Genomic DNA, 24,255 nt, shown 5'->3' with positions numbered 1-24,255 from the left:
GTGGTAGTTCAGTTGGTTAGAATACCGGCCTGTCACGCCGGGGGTCGCGGGTTCGAGTCCCGTCCACTCCGCCATGCATTCCAAACCCAACGCGGTCGCGTTGGGTTTTTTTGTTTTTGTCCCCGCGTTTTAGACCCATCTGAAAAATTAACGGGTTAGGTCAATCCACTCTCTTTGGCACATAGTGGCCACCCTATCGGTACTGTCTAAAAAAGCGATGCCATGCGCGACCTCTCGTCTCAACAAGGTCGGTGCCGTTCGTCAAACTTTGGTTGGCTAGGTAGCGTGGTCGTAGTCAACGTCATACTTGTTCTATAGGGTTCAACTCTGACGGGTGATAATGTTTGCCGAACTCTTTGATGATGTAGGCGTGAATATCGCTACCTGATAGCCGTCTACCAGAGCGAGTAAACGCGAGATTTTTGCTGACTAGCGAGCTTTTAAATCGATGTGATTGAGGCAATCCATGGCATTCTCTTGTAGACGTGATAGCCTCAATGAGATCGTATTTTTACTTAGATTGGTCTCAGATGTAAAAGCCAGCGTTGAGCTGGCTAATGGAAGGGGAACGAAAACATCAAGCTTGGACTAAGGTCAGTACTTTTTTAGACACTTCATTGGCGGCTTTAATCATGTTTTGTCTTTCTAACGTATCGGCGAGCGATGAATAATCGGAGATATCCGAACGCAGAGATAACGCTTTTTCGAAATGTTTTTGAGCGGTTGACCAATTTTTCTTTTGTAGATAGAAGTGGCCGATAGCGCTATGTGCATCAGCATTATTCTCGTTTTTACTTAGCGCATTTTCGAGTAAGTGGATGGCGGGATTCGTGTCGGGTAACTTGATGCTAGGGAGGAGTTTATATAACTCTGATAGCGAGTGCTTTTTCAGGCTATCTTTGAGGATTGAGAATGCGTGCGCATCGTCACCCAGAGCGATGAGTTGTGTGACGAGACACTCTACAATAAGAGGGTCATTTTTAAGTTTTCGTGGAAGACTATTCCAGTGAACCATCAGTTCCTCACTGCCTTTTTGAGTCGAGATCTCTTTTAAACGTCCGCACTGCGCCCTTTTCGTCAGCTGGATTTGTTGTTCTTTGGTGATCATTTTGTTTTTCAGAAGACTTGGTAGGATCTCCAGTAACGGCTGCCATCGTTCAAGTTCGAGGTAAACCTGTTGGAGTAAATCAAGCATGGCGTGATTCTTAGGGCAGTCCGATTTGATTGCAGATAAGATCTCGAACGCTGAGGTGTAATTGGCTTGTCGTACTTGTTGTTTGGCTTTGGTCAGCCCTACGGCGAGCTCAGAATTATCTATTTCTGAGGCAATCTGTAAATAGTCATCCCGTTTGGCTATATTTCCAAGCCCCTGTGCAGCCTCAGAGGCGACTAAGAAGCACAACAATGGCATATCATGGTGTTCTACCGCACGCATAACATCTTTCTCAGCACCTTTAAAGTCCCCTTCCAATAACTTGATAATGCCTTCGTTTGCCCAAAGGCGAGAAAGGCGCAGACTGCGATTACTTAAGAAGTTCCGTGTTGCTGAGCTTGCGTAAAGTAACTTTTTCAGCAAATATTCGAGAAAAAACAAGCCTGCCAGCATCGTAATTATCGCGAGAACCAATGTTGTTACACTCATCTCAAGAGTCTTATTACTAACCGAAATTAACACGTATCCTTGCTGACCGGCTAATTGGGTGCCAGTAAACAGACCTGTCCCTAAAACGAAAAAAAGAAAGAGCAATCTAAACATTACTGTTCCTCCGTTGGTAGGATCGTAGTGTCACGGTTGAAGCGTCTGCTGATGACATCGGATAATATTTGGGGTGTTTCTAATGTTTCAGGGTATTCTATTTGCACTTTTTGTTTCATCAGTTGGGTTAAAGCGCGGTCAAATTCAACGACAGTGTTGGCATCCTGTTTAAAGAAACTGGCTGACCATTGCTGAGAGGTGGTTAAGGTCGATGAGTACACCTCTTGCTGCTGGAGAAAAACAGCTTTAATCGCAGTGTCCAGTTTAGCTTTGATGTTTTCCCTTAGAAAAAATTGTTGTTCGACGGTGATGAGGGGGAGCGTATTGGTATCTCGGGTTCGAACAGTGATAACGTTTTCTGAAAAGCGACGCAATGATGCCATCATGTTACTTTTCCAATCTTGAATATTCTCTGAAATCTGGACGGATTTATCTTCAGGCTCTACTGCAAGTGTCGCATTGATTATTGGCAGTGCATCGACTTGTTGCTGGAGAGCAATGATTCGTAGGACAAGTCCGGCAGTGTCTATATTACGAATCGACATTAAGGCCGTGATGTCTTTTGCCATAGATTGACGCAAAGGAATCAGTGTCGGGTCGTTTAAAGTAGCAATACGTTGGTCTGCACTTTCCAGCAGTTGTCTGGCAGTGGCCGCGTCATTTTCAAGGTAAAGCTTGTGCCCCGCAAGTTTGACTAAATAGTCTGCTTCTGCAAGTACCCAGTTATTAGGCCGATGGTCGCCACGTTTGGAGAGCTCTCTTTGAAGGAGTTCGATACTTTTTTTCTGTAGTGACAATTCGTTTTGATTTTTGTCATTGGTTTCAGCGACTTTATTGAGCGTTGTTTCTTGTGCCGCTGATAATGATTCTTGAACGGTTGTTCTGGTTCGTTGTAACTCAGTGGTCAGTACTTCAATTTCTTCTTGATACTTAGCGCTCTGCCAAAGATTCTGTGCGATCAAGCCTCCGCCAAACAGTAATGACATAATGATGGCGATAGCACCAAGTTTTACGCCACGCTTAGCTTGTTTCTCATCCGCTGAGCCTGTTGAGGCTGGCGTCTCTGTTTTGGGTTCAACCTGGTTATTTCTGTTTTTACGTATCATTACTTATTGTCCTGTTTCCTTTGACTGGAGAATCGCCAGTAAATCCTTGTTGGCAGCGCTATTGGTATTGGTGATATGGACGAATCCTAAGCTATGTGCGTGTTGAGCAATGCGTTGGCTTGGTACATACAGGTGCAGCCTAAAGACCCAATCGCTTTGCTCGGTCGTCAATTGGGAAACAAAATAACGCAGCTGATCTGAACTGGTGATGACTAACTTCTGAATATTGTTATCTTTCCAGTAAGGGACCAGTCGGTCTGAATCAAATGCAACGTTCGTCCTTTGATAAACCTCAAGGTAGCTGACTTGAGCTCCTCTCGCGTTCAACGTGTCACTGATCAGTTCGCGTCCACCATTACCACGCAGGATCACGACTTTTTTGTTTTTAACATGCTTGAGTATGTTTAGGTCGAGCAGATGCTCACTGTCGCTCACGTCAGGGTAGTGTACTTTTTGTTGGCTGAGCTTGCCTAAAATATGTGCGGTTTTTTGACCGATCGCAAGGTAAGTTGCTGATTTAGGCCAGTTTGTTGCCAGTTCTTGTTGTGAAATAGTGACCGCATGTTGACTGACGGCAATAATGAAGTCGTAGTGGTGAATTTTGTTGGCTAAGCCGGGGAGTGATTTCCCCGGTTTAATGTCAATCAATGGGTGATGAAATGCCCGAATGCCGAGTTGGTTGAGTTGTTGACAAAGCGAGTCGCCTTGCGAATCTGGGCGTGTAACCAACACTGTCATAAGATTACTCTTGAGCTGCGTAAAGTCGGGTTAGGATCTCTCGTGCTCCATCAGCCAGTAACTGATTGGCCAGAAGAACCCCTAGCTTCTCTGCGTCTGCGCTAGGGCCTTTGATTTCACCCCGAACAATTTTGGAACCATCGGGTTCGCCTACTAAGGCTCTCAACCAAATGTTTTGACCTTCCAAAACGGCATAGCTGCCTATTGGCACTTGGCAACCGCCTTCCAAGGTAAGGTTCATTGCTCTCTCGCAAAGGACACGCTGAGTGGTTTCTTGATGGCTCAGTGGTTCAAGTAACCGGATGAGTCGTTCATCGTCCAAGCGACATTCAATTCCGACTGCGCCTTGCCCAACGGCTGGGAGTGATTGTTCTGGTTCAATAAAACTACTGATTCGCTCATCTAAATGTAAACGTTTTAATCCTGCTGCGGCGAGTATGATGGCATCATATTCTCCTGCATCCAATTTACCAAGGCGCGTCCCAACGTTTCCACGAAGCTCTTTGATCTCTAGGTCAGGTCGGTATTCTTTTAACTGGCATTGTCGTCTTAGACTACAAGTACCAACGATTGCCCCTTTTGGAAGCTGCTCAATGTTTTTGTAGGTATTTGATACGAAAGCATCTCGAGGATCTTCTCGTTGGCAAATGGTGACCAGCCCGAGACCATCGGGGAAGTCAACGGGGACATCTTTCATCGAATGCACGGCTAAATCGGCTCGCCCCTCCAACATGGCAACTTCTAGCTCCTTAACAAACAATCCTTTTCCACCGACTTTGGCTAAAGGAGTATCAAGAATGATATCGCCTTTGGTGACCATAGTGACGAGTTCCACGCTCAATCCTGGATGGGCAGCCTGTAAAGCGTCTTTAACATAGTGCGCTTGCCAAAGGGCGAGAGGGCTTTTTCGTGTTGCGATTCGAATTGGAGAAGATTGTGTCATGGTGATTTTTATTTAATGGTTCAGATGAGATCATCCTACCATTCTATGTGTGAAAATCTCACCTCTAGATCATCTCGAACGCAGTTTGTTCTTCGGCTCGGAGGGGCTATTAAAGATAATGTGATTTAAATCTCACTTTAAAATTAGGCTATTATATTAGAAGGCGGAGAAAAACCACACTATGATGCAGAGAGGTTGATGAAGAAAACTGTGCCAAGGTCAGCACGTTTCTTTACCAATCCAAATAAAAGTGTTAAATTGATCACGTTTTACAGGCGCTTTTGGGTGATTTTTCATCAAGGCGCGGTTAGGAATTGAACCAAGGACTCCCCCTTGCAGGCTTATACACAAACACTGATCCAGAGGCTTGATAATCTAAACCAGCAGCGTCTTGAACGTGCTCTGGCACTTATGGATATGCAAAGCCAGCGTGTTTTCCATCTCATTCCTATTCTATTCCACTTCAATCACCCTGTTATTCCTGGTTACTTCGATACTCAAGTGCCTTTTGGTGTAGATGACTTTCAGTTCAATTCAGTGCAACAGCAATTTGTTGAAGATACTGAACTAATGATTGGCCAAGCACTGAGGACAACTTCAGAACCTGCGATTCTCGCGCTTTACACGATGGGAAGCACTTCGTCGATTGGACAAAGCACATCGAGTGATTTGGACATTTGGGTGTGTGTTTCTTCGGCAATGAGCTGTGAAGAGCGTGAAACATTATCTAACAAATGCTTGCTGATTACGGAATGGGCTCAGACTCAAGGTGTAGAAGCGAACTTTTTTTTGATGGATGAGGGGCGTTTCCGCACTAACCAGTCTGAGGAAATGACGGGAGATAATTGTGGGTCTTCCCAGCATTTATTGCTGCTGGACGAATTTTATCGGTCGGCTGTGCGACTAGGGGGCCGGCGACTACTGTGGCAGATTGTCCCGCCTGAAATGGAAGAGTGTTATGATGAATACGTTGCTGATCTTTGCAATAAAGGGTGTATTGATTGTGCTGAGTGGATTGATTTCGGGCAATTAAGTCGCATCCCCGCAGAAGAGTACTTTGGTTCCAATTTGTGGCAATTGTACAAAAGTATAGATTCGCCCTATAAGTCCGTTTTGAAAGCGATCCTGCTTGAAGCCTACTCTTGGGAATACCCTCACACTCAGCTTCTGAGTCTTGATACCAAACGTCGTTTTTTTACCCATCAGCCCGATTTGTACAGTATGGATGCTTATTATCTTATGCTGGAGAAGGTGACGCTTTATCTGGAACGTATCGGCGATAAAACTCGTTTAGATCTGGTGCGTCGATGCTTCTATCTCAAAACTCATGAGAAATTGTCCCGGCACCCGGATATCGGCTCTGTTGAATGGCGGCGTGAAGCGCTCAACGAGATGGTAAAGCAGTGGGGGTGGGATGCGTCTGTGTTAATTGAATTGGATGATCGCCGCAATTGGAAAGTTGAGCAGGTCAAAGTCGTCCATAACGCTCTACTTGATGCCTTGATGCTCAGTTACCGAAATCTAATTCAGTTTGCTCGTCGACACGATATTACATCAGCCATTAGTCCTCAGGACATTAGCATTTTGGCCCGCAAACTTTACGCGGTTTTTGAAACTTTACCGGGTAAAGTGACCCTACTCAATCCCCAAATTTCGCCTGATTTACATGAGGCTGACTTGAGTTTCATTGAAGTCAGATCAGGCAGAAAGAATAAGCCAGGTTGGTACTTATATAATCAGCCATTGAAACCTGAATGCCTTATTGGTCAGAGGTTTCTGGAGCATAATGAATACTTGAGTAAACTGGTTGCTTGGTCGTTTTTTAATGGTTTGATCACCGAGTCAACCCGATTGCACTCTGTTGTGCGTGATGCACACTTGGACATCGATAAATTTTATCAGATGGTCAGCGATCTCCGTAACACCTTTTCATTGCGTAAACGCCGACCTACCATGCAGGCGCTTGCAAGCCCATGCGAGATTAGCCAGTTGGCGATGTTTATCAACTTTGAAAATGATCCAACGGAAAACCTCCATGGTCGGGCTTTGAAAGTCGATCTTAAAACAACGGACATTTTCAGTTTTGGTTCCAAGCAAGGGTGTCTCGTGGGCAGTGTTGATCTTGTCTATCGAAATTCGTGGCATGAAGTTCGTACACTCCATTTTAAAGGCGATACCGCGATGCTGGATGCGCTGAAAACGGTGTTGGGTAAGATGCATCAAGATGCTTTGCCTCCGGAATCGGTTGATGTGTTTTGCTATAGCAAGAACTTACGCGGCGTAATGCGAAACATGGTCTATCAACTACTTGCGGAGTGTATAGATCTGCGTTTGAAACCTATCGAAGAAGAGAAGCGCCGTCGTTTTAAAGCGTTACGTATCGGCCAGCAAACGTATGGCTTGTTTTTTGAACGCCGAGGCGTGTCAGTACAGATGCTTGAAAACTCGGTAGACTTCTATCGCAGTATTTCGACAAGTAAGGTCAAGGGCTCGCCGCTCTTGATGCTCGACAAGGAGCAGGATTACCAGTTGCCTTCGATTGTTGAGAGCTTTGCGAGTGAAGGGTTGATCCAGTTTTTCTTTGAAGATACGGAACAGGGTTTTAACATTTATGTGCTCGATGAATCCAACCGTGTTGAAGTTTATCAGCAGTTCAGTGGCACCAAAGATGAGATGATTGCCAACGTTAATAGCTTTTATACCTCGGTAAAAGATGAAAATCAGGTCACGACTCAGTTTACGAATTTTAACTTACCGCAATATTATCAGGTAGTGCAGCCTGACGATGGCCAGCCATATATTGTGCCTTACCGCAATGATGGCGCGCCTTATTCCAAACCACCTCGCGCTGAAAATGTCTAATCAATAGGTATAAAAAAAGAGCATCTGTTATGCTCTTTTTTAGGTTCTAGCTCCAATCAATCTCTTCATCTGAGTGCTTTTCGCATTCTTGTTTGATCATGCTAATAAGCTCAAGCCCTGTTTTCGAGCACGTCCATTTTTCATTGATAAGCGAAAAATGGAAGCCTCCCGATTTTGATGCCAGCCAGATTTCTTTCATGGGCTCTTGTTTATTGATGATGATTTGGCTTCGGTCTTCGAACTCAAGAGTCATAACGTTACCTGAAGTTTCGTAATCAATGTCCGCACCTGAATCATCAATCATTTCTTCAACCATTTGCATTTGAACATCTACCTGCTGATGAAATTCAGTCTCGTTCATCTCGTCTATCCTATTGCTTTTCCTGAGTGTGGTGCGATTATAGGGGGCATTGAAAGATTAATCACGACACAACGCATGAAAAGATCACTATTCACTCTGTTTATTCTATCCGTTCTTGGTTTGGCTGGCTGTGGTCAGACAGGGCCTCTTTATATGCCTGAAGATGCGTCTAAAAATGAGCAACCTTCACAACAACAATAAATAATTAAGGGGAAGCACTTTGGATTACTTTAACTATCAGGCTGATGGCCAGCTTTGGGCTGAAGAAGTTCGGCTGACAGAGTTGGCAGACCAATTTGGAACGCCATTGTATGTCTACTCGCGTGCGACGTTTGAACGCCACTGGAACGCGTTTGACAAATCCGTGGGTGATCAACCACACCTTGTTTGCTACGCCGTTAAGGCAAACTCCAACCTAGGTGTTTTGAATGCGTTGGCTCGCTTGGGCTCTGGGTTTGACATTGTCTCAGGCGGAGAACTGGAACGTGTCATTGCGGCAGGAGGAGAACCGGCCAAAGTCGTGTTTTCGGGTGTGGGCAAAACGTCATCAGAAATGAAACGTGCTCTTGAATTGGGGATTAAGTGTTTTAACGTGGAATCTGAACCTGAACTGGAAAGGCTCAATCAGGTGGCACTTGAAGTGGGTGTTAAAGCACCAATCTCTTTGCGTATTAACCCAGATGTTGATGCCAATACACACCCTTATATTTCAACAGGGCTGCGCGACAACAAGTTCGGTATCGCCTTTGACCGGGCGCCAGAGGTTTATCAATTTGCTAAAAGTTTGCCGCATCTTGAAATCAAAGGCATAGACTGCCATATCGGTTCTCAACTGACCGATCTTGAACCATTTATTGATGCGACAGATCGCTTATTGGCGCTGATTGACGAGCTCAAATCACAAGGTATTAATATTGAGCACCTTGATGTTGGTGGTGGCCTTGGTGTGGTGTATCGCGATGAACTGCCGCCTGAGCCTTCTGAATATGCGAAAGCGCTTTTGGGCCGACTAGATAAGCACAGAGATCTAGAGCTTATTTTTGAACCGGGAAGAGCCATTGCTGCTAATGCGGGTATTTTACTAACGAAAGTTGAGTTTCTCAAACATACCGAATATAAAAACTTTGCCATCATCGATGCCGCCATGAATGATTTAATGCGTCCGGCCCTTTATCAGGCATGGCAAGATATTGTTCCTGTGATTCCACGTAATGGCGAACCAGTCACTTACGATTTGGTGGGGCCGATATGTGAAACTGGAGACTTTCTTGGTAAGGATCGCTGCCTAGATTTGCGAGAAAATGATTTACTGGCAGTACGATCGGCTGGGGCCTATGGTTTTGTGATGTCTTCCAATTACAACACTCGATCTCGTGCAGCCGAAGTCATGGTGGATGGTGACAAAGTGCATCTGGTTCGCCAGCGTGAAACCTTATCGAGCCTTTGGGCGCTTGAGAGTATTCTTCCGGAGTAATTGGTGTCTTATGCATTTCCATTTTTCTAAGATGCATGGTTTGGGTAACGACTTCATGGTTGTTGACTGCATTACCCAAAACATTTTTTTCTCTCCTGTCTTGATCCGCCGGCTGGCCGATCGTCACACGGGGGTTGGCTTTGATCAGCTCTTAATCGTAGAAGCTCCGTATGATCCAGAAACAGATTTCCACTACCGCATTTTTAATGCCGATGGTAGTGAGGTCGAACAATGTGGCAACGGGGCACGTTGCTTTGCTCGGTTTGTTCGCCTGAAAGGGTTGACGAATAAATATACAATTAATGTCAGTACAAAAAACGGCAAGATGGTATTAAACCTTGAGGACGATGATCAAGTGACCGTCAATATGGGTGTGCCTGAGTTCGAACCGAACAAAATCCCATTCAAGGCCAAACAGACAGAGAAGACGTATATTCTGCGCACGGAAGAACAGACCTTGTTTTGTGGTGCCGTCAGCATGGGAAACCCTCATGTGGTGACAGTGGTTGATGACACCACGACTGCTGACGTAGAGAGTCTGGGGCCTATGTTGGAATCACATGAACGTTTTCCTGAAAGAGTGAACGCCGGGTTTATGCAAGTTGTCAGCCGTTCTGAAATCAATTTAAGGGTTTATGAGCGTGGTGCAGGTGAGACTCAGGCCTGTGGCAGTGGTGCTTGTGCAGCCGTCGCGATTGGAATCGTTCAAGGTCTACTCGATGAAAACGTTGAAGTGAATCTTCCAGGGGGAGCGCTGAAAATATCATGGAAAGGTCCAGAGCAACCTCTCTATATGACTGGCCCAGCCACCCATGTTTTTGACGGTCAGCTAAGCTGTTAAAGGATAGATAACTAAAGGAACAAACGTGTCTCAAATTGAACCTGACGCGCTGACCGCTGAGGTGGTTGCCGAGTATTTACGTGACAACCCGAGTTTTTTCGATACTCGACGTCACTTGATCGATAGCCTTTCCTTGTCTCATCAGGAGCAGGGGGCGGTCTCCCTTGTTCAGGTGCAGTTGACTCGACAGCGCCAACGTATTGAGGAACTGGAAGAAGAAATCACTACTTTGATGTCGATGGCTCAAAGGAATGACAAAACCTTCCAAGAATTTATGGGGTTACAGGAACGCCTCCTTAACTGCGACTCATTACTTTCAGCGATACAAGCGGTAGAAGAAACTGCCAAGTCTCTTGGGCTGTTGGCGTACGTACGTTTATTTGAATGTGATTCAAGCTATTACTCACTGAATCGTGCCGATTATCAACGTTTTGCTACCACTCATCTCAATGGTAAACAAGCTTATCTTGGACGAATGCGAAAATCTGATAGGCAGAGGCTGTTCGGCGCAAAAAACCGAGCACCTGAAATGGGGTCATATGTTGTTCTGCCAATTAAAAAGAAAGCGCTGCTAGGCATGTTAGCGTTTTCCAGTGCAGATGGTGGGCATTTTCAGCCGGACATGGATACGCTATTTTTGCGTCATCTCGTGTTGGTGTTTGCTCAGCTTGTTGAAATTCTTCCATGGCAATGTCAAGAACATGAACGAATCAGTAATACGACTGCCTGACCGCTTAAGCGTCCCGCTCGCTTGCTTTTATGAGTACCTGAGAAGCGAGAAAGAGCTGAGTTTATATACTCAACGCAATTACAAACACCAGCTCGAAACCATGGCTCTGCATTTGCTTGAGATGGGCGTGAAAGATTGGTCTCAGGTTGATGCGGGCTGGGTACGTCAACTCGCCAGTAAAGGCATGCGAGATGGGATGAAAGCCAGTAGTATTGCGACCCGCTTATCATCGTTACGCAGCTTTTTCGATTTTCTCATTTTGCGTGATCAACTCAGTGCCAATCCAGCCAAAGGTGTGTCCGCACCCAGAAAGAAGCGTCCTCTTCCTAAGAATCTTGATGTTGATGAGGTCGGTCAATTGTTAGAGGTCAATGAAGATGACCCGTTGGCCATACGCGATCGCGCGATGATGGAACTCATGTATGGTTCAGGGCTGCGTCTAACCGAGATGGTCAGTGTGAACGTAAAAGATGTCAATTTATCCTCAGGGGAAATTCGCGTTATTGGTAAAGGGGATAAGGAACGAAAAGTACTTTTTTCTGGAATGGCCGATGAATGGGTTGCTAAGTGGCTGAAAGTCAGGGGTACGTTGGCGAGTGCGGGTGAAAATGCTTTATTTGTCTCCAAACTCGGAGGGCGAATCTCGAATCGAAATGTGCAAAAGCGTATGGCTGAATGGGGAAAGAAACAGTCAGTCGCCAGTCATATCAGTCCTCATAAGCTGCGACACTCTTTTGCTACGCACATGCTTGAATCGAGCAACAATCTTAGAGCCGTTCAAGAACTGCTGGGCCATGAAAATATCTCAACGACCCAGATATATACGCATTTGGACTTTCAACATTTAGCCGAAGTTTACGACCAAGCCCACCCTAGGGCTAAAAAGAAGGATCGTAAATCATGAACGTTTATCGCAGCCTGTCTCCTATCAGAGCAATGAGCTTCGATTTGGACGATACCTTGTACGACAACCGTCCGGTGATCCAGCGGGTCGAAAGGGAAGTGACAGCATGGTTACATACGCAGCACCCTGTTTCCGCCAGCAAACCATTGAGCTGGTGGCAGCAATTGAAGAAAGAACTGATCCAAACGGAGCGACAACTCGCCCACGACTTGACTCATTTGCGTTTTAGGCAAGTGGAACAAGGTTTGATTAGATTGGGCTATCAAGACACTGAAGCGGAACAAGCGGCGAATAATACATTGCAAGAAGCGCTGCGTTTACGCAGTGACTTTGTCGTTCCTCCTAAGACGCATCGGATATTAGGAATGCTTTCAAAACGTTTACCATTGGTGGCGATTACCAATGGCAATGTTGACGTTGAACGTATTGGTCTAGATAAATACTTTTCTTCGGTGCTTCGTGCGGGGTCAGATGGTGATGCTAAACCTCACCATCACATGTTCAGTAAAGCCGCCGAGTTTCTTGAACTCAGTCCAAGCAATATTCTTCATGTAGGTGACCACTTGCTTAGTGATGTGTCTGGGGCGAAGATGAGTGGTTTTCAAGCGTGTTGGTTCAACGATCAGGGTGTGATTTTAACTCATCATCGGCAGGCCAAAACTCTTCCAGATATAGAGATCCAAGATGTGGAAGAGCTACTGGCATTGGTCCGGTGCTAGAAAGAGAACGTGGTTGCCCTCAAGGTTTAATAATTCAACGGGTGACCACTTCTATCTGCCTGAAATGCCGCCATGTACCGGGTCAGGAAGTGTGTTAGGTTGTCGGCCTGTGTTGGCTGGCCTAAACTCCGGATGATATCAGCCCCAACTTCCAGTGTGCAGAGGTGGTTAACATACTGATTACGCCGTAATTTATAATCTGAAAGCTGGGTTGGATTTAGGTGAATTAGAGGTAGGCTCTTCAACCAAGGGCTTTTATTGCGCATCTTTTTGGCTTCCTGCCAAGTACCATCCAAAATCACAAAAAGGGGAATTTTGTTCGCCGTTTTACCCTTTTGAATAAATGGCTCGATAGGCTGACTGTCCTCGCTGGGAAACAGTAGGCACGCTTGATACTTTTCGTCGTTGATCAAACGTTCTAGTTCAACACAGGGGGCTTTACGTTCCCAAATATGCTGACTGGTTTGTTTGATGGACTTCAGCAACCATTGTCCTGTGTTTGTTTTCCTGTGAATCTCATTGTTATGCATTAGTAGCGCAAGGTGCGCCGAGATGCTTACGTCAGGTAAGTACTCGCATACGCAGTTATGCTTTAAATGACAGGTTGGGCAATTGTTCAGTATTGACATCTTCAGAGCGTGATGCCTCCTTGATGGGGTGTTAGGCCATCTGAGAATAGTTGGACAGGGCTAATATCATCGTAGTCTGCTCTTGGTGCTGTACTTGGGTTTGATGGATAGTGCTTACCGTTAAATTGAAGACGGTGTTGACTGGGTATCGCGCCCCCTCCACTGACAAACATGATTAAGTCTTTCCAGCTTTCATGTGATGATTTACCCACATTCAAGGGCGTTTGAACTAGGGTGATCTTGCTGTGAAATTGCCAGTGTTGATCTTGGTTTGCAAAGACCAAGAGCGTACACCCCCCTGAACCACACCAATCCAGTTGTACGAGCAGTGCTTTGCCATCTTGATCATTGAGTTCGTAAGTCAGCCAACGATATCGAATACCCGTGGGCTCAATACCTGCTTGTTTGAAGTAATCGCGCAGTGCGCTATCAACTTTGGGGTTGAATTCGGCACTTGACGGGATCTTGTTATCGTTGCGAATACTGGGTGATTCGGTTGCTGCTTGCTCTTGTTTGAATAAGGACAGGCCACCTTCTGAAATATCGTAAACCACGCTGCCCACTCTTTCTTCATGAGCGGTGAGTGCTTGGTTTTCTCTCGTATAAATTCGCTCAGAGTTGAGCGGCTGGTTTTGTAAATGGGTCCCGACGATTTGAACTTGATCTTGATTGAGTTGCTGCCAGAACCCTCTCTCTACGGTATCTGCCTCTCCGTTTTGGTAACGGTAAGTTGTTCGTGCAGTATGATCTGGCCTCATTGTTAAAGCGACACTAAATGGCACGTTTTGTCGCGCCTTTGCGTGATAGGTTGACGCCCAGTGCAACGTGGTATCCTGATTTGAAAGCGTTGCACAGCCCTTATATACCTTGCCGTTGACTGTTAACGTTGCGCGCCAACCATATAAGCTGTCACTCATACCATCACTGCAACTGCGATGGTTCAGTTCTAAATCACCATGGCTCAATGTGTAACGGCGGCGTTGAATCTCTATCTTACGAGACAGTATTTCAAAGCGCTGTTCGTCTTGTCCCAGTACACTGAACTTAAGAGAATTGGGCGTGAACCGCACAGACCAGAAGGGTTCTGTACCAAATGCGCGTGTGGTTTCGATTGGTTTAGAACATTGATTTGATGCTTCGGCAGTCAACACATTGATTTTGTCGACGACAAAGCGGGCCGCGTAATCTGACGCTAAGCCATCCTGAGGAGGAGCGTCAAGGTGCCCGACCAATTCCCCATACAACGGGGAATATGGCGATCGAACCAGTTTGAGGCTTTGTTTGAAGCGATCTTCCGGTAAATCTAACCAATACTGTTGCTGACTCCCACATGGTGTAATGGAGCGGGCCTCTTGACCAATAACAACGTTTCCGCGAAGTATAAATGTTTGAGGCTTGATCGATGAAGGTTGATGAAGTGAAACGTGAGCCGCCTGTTTATCTGGACTCGATCCCAAGTTGGTACAGGCTTGAAGAGCCAATAAACTGACCAATGCCGCTGGGTTTCTTGTCACCTTCATGCTATATCTCCCTAAACGTAAATTATTCGGAATGTATTATGGCATACTGGCTATTCAAAACAGAACCAGACACCTTCTCTATTGACACTCTTCGCACACAAAAGATTTCTTGCTGGGAAGGTGTGCGCAATTATCAGGCGCGTAATATGATGCGTGATGATATCAAGGAAGGCGATTGGGTTCTGATTTATCACTCTTCATGTAAACTTGTCGGCGTCGCTGGAGTCGCAAGAGTCGTGAAAGAAGCCTATCCAGACCATTTTGCGTGTGATCCAGCCAGTGCGTACTTTGACCCGAAGTCTTCCTCTGATCAGTCTCGATGGTGCATGGTGGATATCGAATTTGTCAGAAAGATGGATCGTGTCATCCCTCTATCAACAATGAAGGCGATGCCCGAATTGGAGAATATGCCTCTAGTGAAAAGAGGGAATCGCCTGTCGATCATGCCAGTTAGCGAACTGGAGTGGCAGGCGATACTGGGTAAAGAAAGTATGATGTGAGCGCTTACTCTACTGGAGTGATTATAAAAATAGACCTAGAGTAAGTGAGTCCGTAGGTAATGGGCCACTGCATCGTCGGCGTTGCTGCCGATGACTTCGTTGTGAGGTAAGGCGTGTTTCACCTTTTCATGCGAGGTCTTCATGATCAAACCTTTACCCGCCATTGAAAGCATCTCCACATCGTTCATTCCGTCCCCAAAAGCGATGCATTGGAAGAGAGTCAAGTTTAGGGACTCGGCGACCACTTTTAGAGCTTCGCCTTTAGACACGTTGGCCGCCATCACTTCTAAGCACCAAGGTGTTGAAAAAGCAACGTTGACTTGGTCGCCAAACGTTTGTTTGAGTTTTCTCTCAAATGTCACCAGATGGTCGTGATCTTCGCTTGGATGGGTGAAGAATATTTTTGCGATCCCGTCAGTCGGTGCAGCCTCAGACTCAAAGCGCTGATAAGTGAAACCTGATTCCGTATGGAATGTGGCCAACTTTTCATCATCTCGGTCCAATAGCCAGCTATCGTTTTGATAGATATGAATGTAAATATCTGGGTCCTGTCTGATGAGGTCAATGACGGGTTGGACTATGGTTTGCGGAAGGTTGTGGCTATACATCAGGTTATCATTGTGGTCATGCACCCGCGCGCCATTCGACGTGATCATATACGCTGGAATGTCCACCAACCTGCGTATTTCAGCCACATCAATATGATGACGGCCTGTTGCAAAAATGAAGGTATACCCTTTTTTGTGAAGCTCAAGGAGGGTCTTCTTAGACAGCTCGCTCAACTGATGGTATGGGGTAAGTAAAGTGCCATCCAGATCGGAAGCAACCAATTGGAAGGGAGCCTCTTGACTTATCGTTGTCATAACAGCCTCTTAAATTATGTGTTGAATTAGCAGCGAGATAGAGAGGCCATTCTAATCGAACGGAAAGAGGAAAAAGAGGGTAAAGATGTTTGAAAGCTTTTTCCTATTTTTATCAGTACCGAGCAAAGAAGGAAAGAATGGCATCCAGAGCTTGATTGCGATAATGATCTTTTTCAAACAGTAGCTCATGAAGCGATTGTTCTATCACTTTCATTTCGCACTGGTTATTGGTCTTTGTTAACTTACGGATAAATCGGGTTTGATCGGGGTTGGAGACGATTTTATCGTTACCCGCTTGCAGCAACAAAAGGGGAATGCCGATATGTCGGGTCATTAAATGGCACTTTTTAGCGGCCATGAGGCCTTGCCACAGCCAGCGAGTACTCGCTCCGCCTACCTTTAACTGGGGCATGTTTTCGTAAAGCTCCCGAAACCAATAATAACGAACAGCGCTTTGGGTCAGTAGGTTGGTGTCAAATGGTTTTGGGGAGTAAGGAGCTTGCCCCGGAGCAAACTTGGGATGCGCAGCCAACGCCGTCATAATCTGGCTGAGTACGAGAGCGATAGGTTTGAGGTGCTTGGGCATGTTAACGCCAAACATAGGGGCACTTAACGCTATCGCAGAAAAGCAATGTTTCGGATAAGTCTGCACATAGCGAGTCGCTATGTTGCCTCCCATTGAATGGCCAAGTAGATACCGTTTTTCATAGCCATCCAGCGAGAAATGCTCAACCAAGGTATGAAAATCTTGGATGTAATCCTGATAGTCTCCTACATAGCCCATCTCTTTGTTATCGATTAATCGGTCAGACAGGCCTTGGCCTCGATGGTCAAATGAATAAATATCGTAGCCTTGCTGAAACAAATCGTAAAACAGTTCTTGATACTTCCAAGCGCTTTCAATACGCCCATTGACGACAACGATGGCTCGAGTGTGTTGGGGTGAGGTGAGCTTAATCCAGAATAGTTTTTTTTTATCAAATGACGTGACAAAGCCTTCTTCACGAGAACACCACAGAGCGGCAATATGGCTATTCATCACTTGCTCAAAATTTGACTCTTTAGTATAAATTGGGGTGATGCGTAAGCTCGAACCATTCATTATGTTGGGCCTGTTTGTGCGTGAGAAAGTAGACATGCTTAAATTATGTGGGGATAAAAGCATTTAGTCGAGAGGTAAAGGCGATGTATTGATCTAGGCAAACGCCCATTTCTCAATTTGCTCTATTTGGGGGACCACAGTGGTGATTGATGCCATTGCCATGTTTGGGTATACCTCAATCGCGTCTAAAGTGAGTCGTCTTATTGGTTATGATAAAATTATTATTAGTTTAAAGAAGGTATTTGGTTTCATGTTTGTTGGTTGTGGGGCATTATTAGCCGTTTCCAAAGTATAAGTAATTCAGGTGTAGCAGCTAATGAGCGATACCTATGTGGCTCGACAGCCCATCTTTAACGCGAAAAGACAAACTCTTGGGTATGAACTACTGTTCCGAGATGGGGAGCGTAATGCCTATCCGGCCCATGTTGATTCAAATCGAGCGACCTACCGATTAATTGTCGAGAACTTCTTGTCTCTGGGAATCAACCCGTCTATCTCTCAATCACGTAGCTTTATTAATTTCCCATATAAAAGCCTCGTTCATCGCCTCCCTATGGCGCTACCAAAAGAGAAAATTGTGGTTGAGGTGTTAGAAACGTGTCCTCCGAGCGATGACTTGTATGAAGCCATAAAGGAACTGAGTTTAGCGGGTTACATTATCGCGCTGGATGACTTTGTATACAGTCAGGCTTGGGAACGATTTCTACCATTCGTGCAAATCATCAAACTTGATATTATGGCGATGGGTCTAGACGCTGCGTGTCGATTCGTTCAATCCCATCATGCTCGTGGTACGAAACGGAAATTTCTTGCAGAAAGAGTGGAAACTGAAGCGGAGTTTTTAGCGACGCGCGCTGCAGGGTTTGCTTTCTTTCAGGGGTACTTTTTTAGTCAACCCATTATTACTCGTCAGCAATACATCAGCCCAGAGCAAGTCATTGCCATGGAGTTGTTGCGGGAGGTATGCAAGAAGGATGTAGACTTTGAAAAGGTTGAAGCCATTGTCGCGAAGGATATTGCGCTTTCTTACAAGCTACTGCGCTTTGTCAATACGATGTCTGAAAGGTTGGAAGTGACTATTTCTTCTTTCCGCCAGGCTCTGGTCTATCTGGGTGAAGATAAGTTGCGTATCTTTGTCTCTTTAGCGGTCGCGTCGTTTATTTCAGCCAAGAAACCCAAAGAGTTGTATAACTTGTCACTTCAGCGTGCTCAGTTTTGTCAGTTGATGGCCAATGAAAACCCTTTTGATCAGTTTCGAGAACAAGCGTTTTTAATTGGATTATTTTCGACATTGGATGCCTTACTTGATTTGTCGCTAGAAGATTTACTGGAGCAATTACCTCTCAACGTAGCGATCAAGCGGGCGTTACTTGAGCGTCATGGGCCGTTTGGGATTTTATTAGGACTGGAAGAGTGCTATGAACGAGCGGATTGGAGTGGAATGAAGGAAGCTTGTCGCAAACTTAATCTATCTGTTGATGATGTTATGCCACGAATTGCCGAGGCTCAACGTTGGAGTCAGGACATCAACAAACTCGTTTGACCTAGGTTTCTCTGGATTGTGAATCTTTTATGATTGGTGTTTAAGCGTGTTGATCTTACCGTTTTTTTGCTTCATTATATATGGATATACGCATATGAGAATGTTTAAATGTTGCCGCATCAGTTTTTTAAGTTATTGTCCGATGAAACCCGTGTTCGCTGTCTATTATTGATTGAGCGTGAAGAATGTCTTTCTGTTGGCGAGCTAACCAAGGCTCTGTTAGAGAGCCAACCGAAAATTTCTCGTCATCTTGCTCAGCTACGCTCAAATGGAATCTTAATAGATGTTCGTCAGGGGCAATGGGTGTTTTATCGCCTCGCTTCGGATTTACCAGAGTGGATGAACAAGCTCATTGATGACCTTGTTGCCTCGAATTGTTTAAGAAACACTTACTTTGAAGATATAGAAAGGCTTGACGCTATGCCGGATCGCCCGGTGTGTTGTTATTGAATTAAAGAGAAGAGAGATTGCTATGACAATTAAAGTCGGAATTAATGGATTTGGCCGAATTGGACGTTTAGCGCTGAGAGCTGCGTTTGATTGGCAAGATTTAGAGTTCGTGAAAATCAATGATGTCGCTGGTGATGCTGCCACTTTGGCGCACTTACTCGAATTTGATTCGGTTCAGGGGCGCTGGCACCACGAGGTGCGTTCAAGTGGTAACCAGATCCTCATTGATGGGCATTCGATAGAGGCGAGCCAAGAAAAAGACATCCAAGCGGTTGATTGGTCAGGGTGTGATGTGGTTATCGAAGCGACAGGGAAACATAGAAAAACGGCGCTGCTCAATCAATATCTTGATCAAGGCGTCAAGAGAGTTGTGGTCTCCGCACCAGTGAAAGAAGAGGGTGTGGCCAATATTGTTGTGGGCGTTAACGAAGAAACGTTTAACCCAGAAGTGCATCGTATTGTGACCGCCGCCTCCTGTACCACCAATTGTATTGCGCCCATTGTTAAGGTCATCCATGAGAAGCTGGGCATTGAACAGTCTTCATTCACGACGATTCACGATTTAACCAATACACAAACGATTCTTGATGCACCACACAAAGATCTACGTCGAGCTCGAGCTTGTGGCATGAGTCTTATTCCAACCACAACAGGCAGTGCAACCGCGATTGTCGACATTTTCCCCGATCTGCACGGTCGAATTAATGGGCACGCTGTCCGTGTTCCACTCGCCAATGCCTCGTTGACTGATATTATTTTTGATGTGAAATGCGATACCACTGCGGAAGCGGTCAATGCCTTACTCAAAGACGCATCTCAAGGCGAGCTCAACGGTATCTTAGGGTTTGAGGAACGCCCATTGGTCTCCATCGATTACAAAGGTGATCAGCGCTCTACTATCGTTGATGCACAGTCGACGATGGTCGTCGGCCGTCGCATGGTGAAAATCTACGCTTGGTATGACAATGAAATGGGTTACGCGACCCGAACGGTGGAACTAGTGCGTAAAGTGGGTTTAGCGTGAGGAGTAACAAACAATGAGACACCCTACATGGCAGCTCAACCTTGACCGAGGCGCGCTCATATTGACGCCTTGCCCTGGGACGAAAGGCGTTGATCTGGAGACGTCTCTATCTCAGCTTAAACATCAAGGTATTGAAGCAATAGTGACGGCCTTAAGTAATGATGAGCTCGCGAGTAAAGAGGTGTCTTTACTTGGCGAGACGGCAGAGAACCTTGGCATGCAGTGGTTCCAGATAGAAATCGAAGACGATTGTGCTCCAAGTCGTGCATTTAATGAGAAGTGGCAGCAGGCAAGCCCTGCTCTGCACCATGTCATTGACCATGGAGGTAAAGTCGCAATGCATTGTCTGGGTGGCTCTGGGAGGACGGGGTTGCTTGCAGCCCACCTGTTTCTTGAGAAAGGCTGGCTTCTGAGTGATATTGTCAGTGATATACAGGCGTTACGTCCGGGGGCGTTTACAAAGCCAGTGCAAGTGGACTATATCCGTACCGTTGCCAATCAATTTCTGGGTTAACGATTTTCCCTATACATAAAAGAAAACTGGGTACGCTATGATCGCAAATCTGAGTAAAAGTGTTCGTCAGTATATGCTGGTGACGTTTAACTATTGGAATTTTACTATTACCGACGGCGCTCTGAGAATGCTGGTGGTGCTGTATTTTCATGATCTGGGGTACAGTACATTAGAAATTGCGTCACTGTTTCTTTTCTATGAGTTTTTTGGCGTTGTCACAAATCTTGTGGGTGGCTGGTTGGGGGCTCGTTTGGGTTTGAATAAAACCATGAATTTGGGACTCACCATACAGATTATAGCGCTTGCCATGCTAGCGGTTCCAAACAGCTTACTCACTATACCATGGGTAATGTTGGCGCAGGCGATGTCAGGCATCGCGAAAGATTTGAATAAAATGAGTGCTAAAAGTTCGATAAAGGCGTTGGTCCCTAATGAACAGCAAGGCGCGCTTTACCAATGGGTGGCGATTTTAACGGGGTCGAAGAATGCGTTGAAAGGCGTTGGCTTTTTTATTGGAGGGTTACTGCTGTCTCTTATTGGTTTTAAATACTCTGTACTGTTAATGGCAGCGGTACTGTCACTGGTACTGATAGGCAGTTTAGTCGGGCTCGATAGTGATTTAGGCAAGGCAAGAGATAAGCCTAAGTTTCGGCAAATATTTTCTAAATCAAGCTCGATTAATATCTTGTCTGCGGCGAGAATGTTCCTTTTTGGCGCGCGTGATATCTGGTTTGTCGTTGCATTGCCTATCTATTTAGGTAGCGTGTTTGGCTGGGATCATCTTTGGGTTGGGGGCTTTCTCGCAACTTGGGTGATCGCGTACGGATTGGGTCAAGGTGTTGCGCCCAATATTACTGGGAAAGCGCAAGGAAAAGTCCCTGATGGTAAGTCAGCCTTATTTTGGGCTGGATTGCTAGCGGTGTTGACTGCAGGTATTGCCTATGGTGTTCAGGTTGGCTGGGCACCCCAAATGGTGATCATTGTTGGTCTTCTTATTTTCGGTGCCGTCTTTGCGATCAACTCATCATTGCACTCTTACCTTATCGTCAGTTATGCCAAGGGAGATGGAGTCTCTCTTGACGTTGGCTTCTACTATATGGCGAACGCCGTGGGGCGCTTGGTGGGCACGGTTCTATCTGGTTGGATATTTCAGATGGCGGGTCTTGCTGCTTGCTTGTGGGTGTCGTGTGCTTTCTTGGTACTGGCCACGCTTATTTCGGTGAAATTGCCTGCCTTGAATCAGACTGCCGCGGCTTGATTTTTCTGATTTATGACTCAAAGCTGACTAGGTGTGTATTCCGGTCAGCTTTTTTATTGCTATATTGGAAAGCGATTTAGTGCTAGATGAACGGTCAAGGTTGCGAGGAATAGCGATATGAAAAAAAAATGGTTCGCAGGTCTGATGATGTCAGTATCGACATGTGCCTTTTCCTATCAAGGAGGCTATAACGATGCAGAAATACACTTCGTTGATTTTTTTCAAAGAACCGATGGTGTGAAGTATCTCATTCACCGAATGGACCAAAGCAAAATTGAATATGGTTTTTTGATGGGGTTACCTATCATGAAAAAGTGGAGCGAATTTGAACCGGAAGCACCGAAATACGTTTTGGGTGATGATTCTCCTGTCTACTACTACTCAAAAACCGACGACATTATTTTTCGTGCGCTTGCGGACTCTGACTATAAAGAACGATTATTTCCATTCATTACAGGGTTCAATCCAACCGATATGTTTGCTGCTGAACAAGTGGAGCAGATGATCAAAAGCGACCCAGGGTTCTGGAAGGGGATCGGCGAAATCCTCACCCGTCATGATACTCTGTCAGGGTTGACGCTTGGTGAGCAAGCGAGAGCGAATCATCCTGCTTTAATGAAGGTTTATCAGGTCGCGGCAAAGTACGATCTTCCGGTGATCCTGCATACCAATATTACCTCTGAGCGTGAAAAAAAAACCCTATATAAACATGAATTGGAAGATGCCTTGGTTGCAAATCCTAAGACCAAGTTTATTTGGGCGCATGCGGGTACCAGTTCGACATTGTTGAGACGTCAAAACTTGTCATTTCTGGTTGATGAAGTGAGTGAGTTGCTTAAAGACCATCACAATCTTTATATTCTGGCGTCTTGGACTCTTCGCGACGTGATCATCAGCACACCGGAATCTAAAAAGGCGTGGGTATCACTGATCCGTCAATACCCTGATCGTTTTATGATGGGCTCTGATGTGGTCGGAAGATTTAAGAGCATAGATAAAGTGCTTTCTCGCTGGGATGAAGTATTAGATGCTTTACCAGCACAGGTTGCTCAAGACATGGCGAAAAACAATATGCTGAAAATGGTTCAACGTTAGCTTGATGATCAGATTTACCACTGTTTGTTTGAGGTGCAGCTCGATGGATGGCTTTGTAAGTTTCTTAGAGATACATCACACGTTGTCCTAGTGTTTATCGGTATGCTGATAGAGCTAACCATTGATTCTTCTACATAAATCTATTTGAAAGAAGACTAAAGTGGAGGGAGCCACTGAATCATCAATGAACCGATTATGTGTCTAAAAAGAATGGGAGAAGACTGTTTCACCCCCTGAATTAACGAGTAATGGAAGAAAGCCATGTCTGATATAGAACAAGTGGTCACGCGGACACGTCAAATAGAAAAGCTGCTCCGAACACAATATCATGCTGAAGGTAAGGGATTGCATCAGCTGATCACGAGCAGTGAGGAACGTCTGCCCCATGATGTGATTGGGAAGTTGCGTTACATTGCGACCATTCGTAACAAGATTGTTCACGAAGAGGATTATAAACTTGAGAACCGCAATGACTTTCTGGCTGCGTGTGATGCATGCGAAAAAGAGCTGACACCCCGCAGTAGCCGTTTCATATGGAGAGCCGCGATTGCTTTGATGACTCTTATTACTTTAGCCGCGCTTATTTTTTATTATGCGCATTGGGATGAGTTATCTAAGCATCTGTAACCAAATGCTAGAAATAGACAATCATTCTTAAATGGTGAAATGGGTATAAGTGGGTGATTAACGTTCTCATTTCGTTCTAAAAAACAGCAATAAACAAAAAAGGGACGCGATGCGTCCCTTTTTTGTTCTCTAATACGATTTAATACATCATCGGCAGTGTCATTAAGCCCACAACAACTGCGATCATTACAAGTCCTTGTTTTTGCGAAGAAGTAATCATAACTCTGCCCTCTATGTTAGATGTTTATTGATATGTCATTAATAATAGCAGTTTTTTTGTACTTTGCTCAAGTTTTATTTGATGAGATTGTAAAAAGCATAAGGTTTTTTTCAGTAAAAACCCCATTTAATCGATTAAATGGAAAAGGTTTACTTGTTTTTATGGGTGGACAATAAATAATCGCCCGTGCATATTTTTAATTTAAATCATTGATTTTAAATGATTATATTTATTTTATTATTTTTGATTTTATGGTTTCTGTTTTTTTTGTGGTAAATCCAAGGAAATGGTCGGTTTGATCGCAAAACATTAGGTTAACCTCATTTTATAACGTTGATGGGTGAGAGGTTTAAGATTCGATATCAAGTCTAACGTCTCTTTATGATAAAAAAATTCACATGGTTTTTTATTATTAATATTTTTTTAATTTAAGTATCTGATTTTAATTATAAAATTTAATATTTTATTCTTGTTTT

General features: G+C 45.0%; 24 protein-coding genes. 15 read left to right on the top strand and 9 right to left on the bottom strand.

Annotated features, from left to right (window positions below):
- Positions 1–577: 577 nt before the first annotated feature.
- The 4 genes from HLM86_RS19000 to hemC are packed head-to-tail and all read right to left on the bottom strand — an operon-like array spanning position 578 to position 4,543.
- Positions 578–1,756 (bottom strand): heme biosynthesis HemY N-terminal domain-containing protein, encoded by a 1,179-nt coding sequence (locus HLM86_RS19000; protein WP_170883743.1) that lies wholly within the window; start codon positions 1,754–1,756, stop codon positions 578–580.
- Positions 1,756–2,862: a uroporphyrinogen-III C-methyltransferase gene (locus HLM86_RS18995; protein ID WP_170883742.1), complete on the bottom strand. Its 1,107-nt coding sequence runs from the start codon at positions 2,860–2,862 to the stop codon at positions 1,756–1,758. Before HLM86_RS18995 ends, HLM86_RS19000 begins: the two co-directional genes overlap by 1 nt.
- Positions 2,863–2,865: 3 nt before the next feature.
- Positions 2,866–3,600, bottom strand: coding sequence for a uroporphyrinogen-III synthase (locus tag HLM86_RS18990; protein ID WP_170883741.1), 735 nt, complete (start codon positions 3,598–3,600; stop codon positions 2,866–2,868).
- A 4-nt stretch (positions 3,601–3,604) separates the two neighbouring features.
- Positions 3,605–4,543, bottom strand: a complete 939-nt coding sequence (hemC, locus tag HLM86_RS18985) for a hydroxymethylbilane synthase (RefSeq protein WP_170883740.1) — start codon at positions 4,541–4,543, stop codon at positions 3,605–3,607.
- A gap of 333 nt (positions 4,544–4,876) precedes the next feature.
- Here hemC and HLM86_RS18980 point away from each other — a divergent pair, with 333 nt between their 5' ends.
- Positions 4,877–7,405 carry a class I adenylate cyclase gene (locus HLM86_RS18980; protein ID WP_076590676.1) on the top strand — a complete coding sequence of 843 codons (2,529 nt, stop codon included), beginning with the start codon at positions 4,877–4,879 and terminating at the stop codon, positions 7,403–7,405.
- Between the two features lie 46 nt (positions 7,406–7,451).
- On the opposite strand, the gene cyaY is transcribed toward HLM86_RS18980, so the two are convergent.
- Complete coding sequence (cyaY, locus tag HLM86_RS18975; protein ID WP_076590675.1) at positions 7,452–7,766, bottom strand: iron donor protein CyaY; 315 nt, start codon at positions 7,764–7,766, stop codon at positions 7,452–7,454.
- A gap of 75 nt (positions 7,767–7,841) precedes the next feature.
- On the opposite strand from cyaY, the gene lptM reads away from it, so the two are divergent.
- From lptM to yigB, 6 genes are read left to right on the top strand one after another with little or no spacing between them, the layout of a single operon-like run.
- On the top strand, positions 7,842–7,967 hold the full coding sequence (lptM, locus tag HLM86_RS20515; RefSeq protein WP_420521822.1) for an LPS translocon maturation chaperone LptM: 126 nt from the start codon (positions 7,842–7,844) through the stop codon (positions 7,965–7,967).
- Between the two features lie 19 nt (positions 7,968–7,986).
- Positions 7,987–9,240, top strand: coding sequence for a diaminopimelate decarboxylase (gene lysA, locus HLM86_RS18965; RefSeq protein WP_076590674.1), 1,254 nt, complete (start codon positions 7,987–7,989; stop codon positions 9,238–9,240).
- 10 nt (positions 9,241–9,250) lie between these two features.
- The gene (dapF, locus tag HLM86_RS18960) at positions 9,251–10,081 is read left to right on the top strand and encodes a diaminopimelate epimerase (protein WP_170883738.1); all 831 of its coding nucleotides are present in this window, start codon (positions 9,251–9,253) and stop codon (positions 10,079–10,081) included.
- Between the two features lie 25 nt (positions 10,082–10,106).
- A complete protein-coding gene (locus HLM86_RS18955; protein ID WP_076590672.1) occupies positions 10,107–10,811 on the top strand; it encodes a DUF484 family protein in 705 nt (234 codons plus the stop codon).
- Positions 10,783–11,715 carry a tyrosine recombinase XerC gene (xerC, locus tag HLM86_RS18950; protein WP_076590671.1) on the top strand — a complete coding sequence of 311 codons (933 nt, stop codon included), beginning with the start codon at positions 10,783–10,785 and terminating at the stop codon, positions 11,713–11,715. Before HLM86_RS18955 ends, xerC begins: the two co-directional genes overlap by 29 nt.
- Complete coding sequence (yigB, locus tag HLM86_RS18945; protein ID WP_170883737.1) at positions 11,712–12,434, top strand: 5-amino-6-(5-phospho-D-ribitylamino)uracil phosphatase YigB; 723 nt, start codon at positions 11,712–11,714, stop codon at positions 12,432–12,434. Before xerC ends, yigB begins: the two co-directional genes overlap by 4 nt.
- Before the next feature lie 26 nt (positions 12,435–12,460).
- Here yigB and HLM86_RS18940 read toward each other — a convergent pair whose 3' ends face one another.
- Together HLM86_RS18940 and HLM86_RS18935 are read right to left on the bottom strand one after the other, a co-directional pair.
- Complete coding sequence (locus tag HLM86_RS18940) at positions 12,461–13,063, bottom strand: tRNA-uridine aminocarboxypropyltransferase (RefSeq protein ID WP_170883736.1); 603 nt, start codon at positions 13,061–13,063, stop codon at positions 12,461–12,463.
- A 2-nt stretch (positions 13,064–13,065) separates the two neighbouring features.
- Positions 13,066–14,583 carry a COG3650 family protein gene (locus HLM86_RS18935; protein WP_170883735.1) on the bottom strand — a complete coding sequence of 506 codons (1,518 nt, stop codon included), beginning with the start codon at positions 14,581–14,583 and terminating at the stop codon, positions 13,066–13,068.
- Between the two features lie 38 nt (positions 14,584–14,621).
- Between HLM86_RS18935 and HLM86_RS18930 the strand changes: the two genes are divergently transcribed.
- Complete coding sequence (locus HLM86_RS18930) at positions 14,622–15,083, top strand: EVE domain-containing protein (RefSeq protein ID WP_076590667.1); 462 nt, start codon at positions 14,622–14,624, stop codon at positions 15,081–15,083.
- A 35-nt stretch (positions 15,084–15,118) separates the two neighbouring features.
- Here HLM86_RS18930 and HLM86_RS18925 read toward each other — a convergent pair whose 3' ends face one another.
- Together HLM86_RS18925 and HLM86_RS18920 are read right to left on the bottom strand one after the other, a co-directional pair.
- On the bottom strand, positions 15,119–15,946 hold the full coding sequence (locus tag HLM86_RS18925; RefSeq protein WP_170883734.1) for a Cof-type HAD-IIB family hydrolase: 828 nt from the start codon (positions 15,944–15,946) through the stop codon (positions 15,119–15,121).
- Between the two features lie 112 nt (positions 15,947–16,058).
- Positions 16,059–17,048, bottom strand: a complete 990-nt coding sequence (locus HLM86_RS18920; protein WP_076590665.1) for an alpha/beta fold hydrolase — start codon at positions 17,046–17,048, stop codon at positions 16,059–16,061.
- Between the two features lie 316 nt (positions 17,049–17,364).
- Here HLM86_RS18920 and HLM86_RS18915 point away from each other — a divergent pair, with 316 nt between their 5' ends.
- The 7 genes from HLM86_RS18915 (at position 17,365) to HLM86_RS18885 (ending at position 23,559) form a co-directional block, all read left to right on the top strand.
- Positions 17,365–18,591 carry an EAL and HDOD domain-containing protein gene (locus HLM86_RS18915; protein ID WP_170883733.1) on the top strand — a complete coding sequence of 409 codons (1,227 nt, stop codon included), beginning with the start codon at positions 17,365–17,367 and terminating at the stop codon, positions 18,589–18,591.
- A gap of 108 nt (positions 18,592–18,699) precedes the next feature.
- The gene (locus HLM86_RS18910) at positions 18,700–19,041 is read left to right on the top strand and encodes a metalloregulator ArsR/SmtB family transcription factor (protein WP_170883732.1); all 342 of its coding nucleotides are present in this window, start codon (positions 18,700–18,702) and stop codon (positions 19,039–19,041) included.
- Between the two features lie 22 nt (positions 19,042–19,063).
- Positions 19,064–20,065 (top strand): ArsJ-associated glyceraldehyde-3-phosphate dehydrogenase, encoded by a 1,002-nt coding sequence (locus HLM86_RS18905; protein WP_170883731.1) that lies wholly within the window; start codon positions 19,064–19,066, stop codon positions 20,063–20,065.
- Between the two features lie 13 nt (positions 20,066–20,078).
- Positions 20,079–20,579 carry a phosphatase domain-containing putative toxin gene (locus HLM86_RS18900; protein WP_170883730.1) on the top strand — a complete coding sequence of 167 codons (501 nt, stop codon included), beginning with the start codon at positions 20,079–20,081 and terminating at the stop codon, positions 20,577–20,579.
- A gap of 37 nt (positions 20,580–20,616) precedes the next feature.
- Complete coding sequence (gene arsJ, locus HLM86_RS18895) at positions 20,617–21,837, top strand: organoarsenical effux MFS transporter ArsJ (protein WP_170883729.1); 1,221 nt, start codon at positions 20,617–20,619, stop codon at positions 21,835–21,837.
- A gap of 117 nt (positions 21,838–21,954) precedes the next feature.
- Complete coding sequence (locus HLM86_RS18890) at positions 21,955–22,932, top strand: amidohydrolase family protein (RefSeq protein WP_170883728.1); 978 nt, start codon at positions 21,955–21,957, stop codon at positions 22,930–22,932.
- Positions 22,933–23,193: 261 nt separating this feature from the next.
- Positions 23,194–23,559: a DUF4145 domain-containing protein gene (locus tag HLM86_RS18885; RefSeq protein ID WP_076590658.1), complete on the top strand. Its 366-nt coding sequence runs from the start codon at positions 23,194–23,196 to the stop codon at positions 23,557–23,559.
- Positions 23,560–24,255: the final 696 nt, after the last annotated feature.

This window comes from Vibrio ostreicida, assembly GCF_013074385.2.
GTDB classification, from domain to species: Bacteria; Pseudomonadota; Gammaproteobacteria; order Enterobacterales; family Vibrionaceae; genus Vibrio; species Vibrio ostreicida.
Note: the sequence above shows the minus strand (reverse complement) of the source record. Positions and strands in the feature narration are given on the sequence as shown.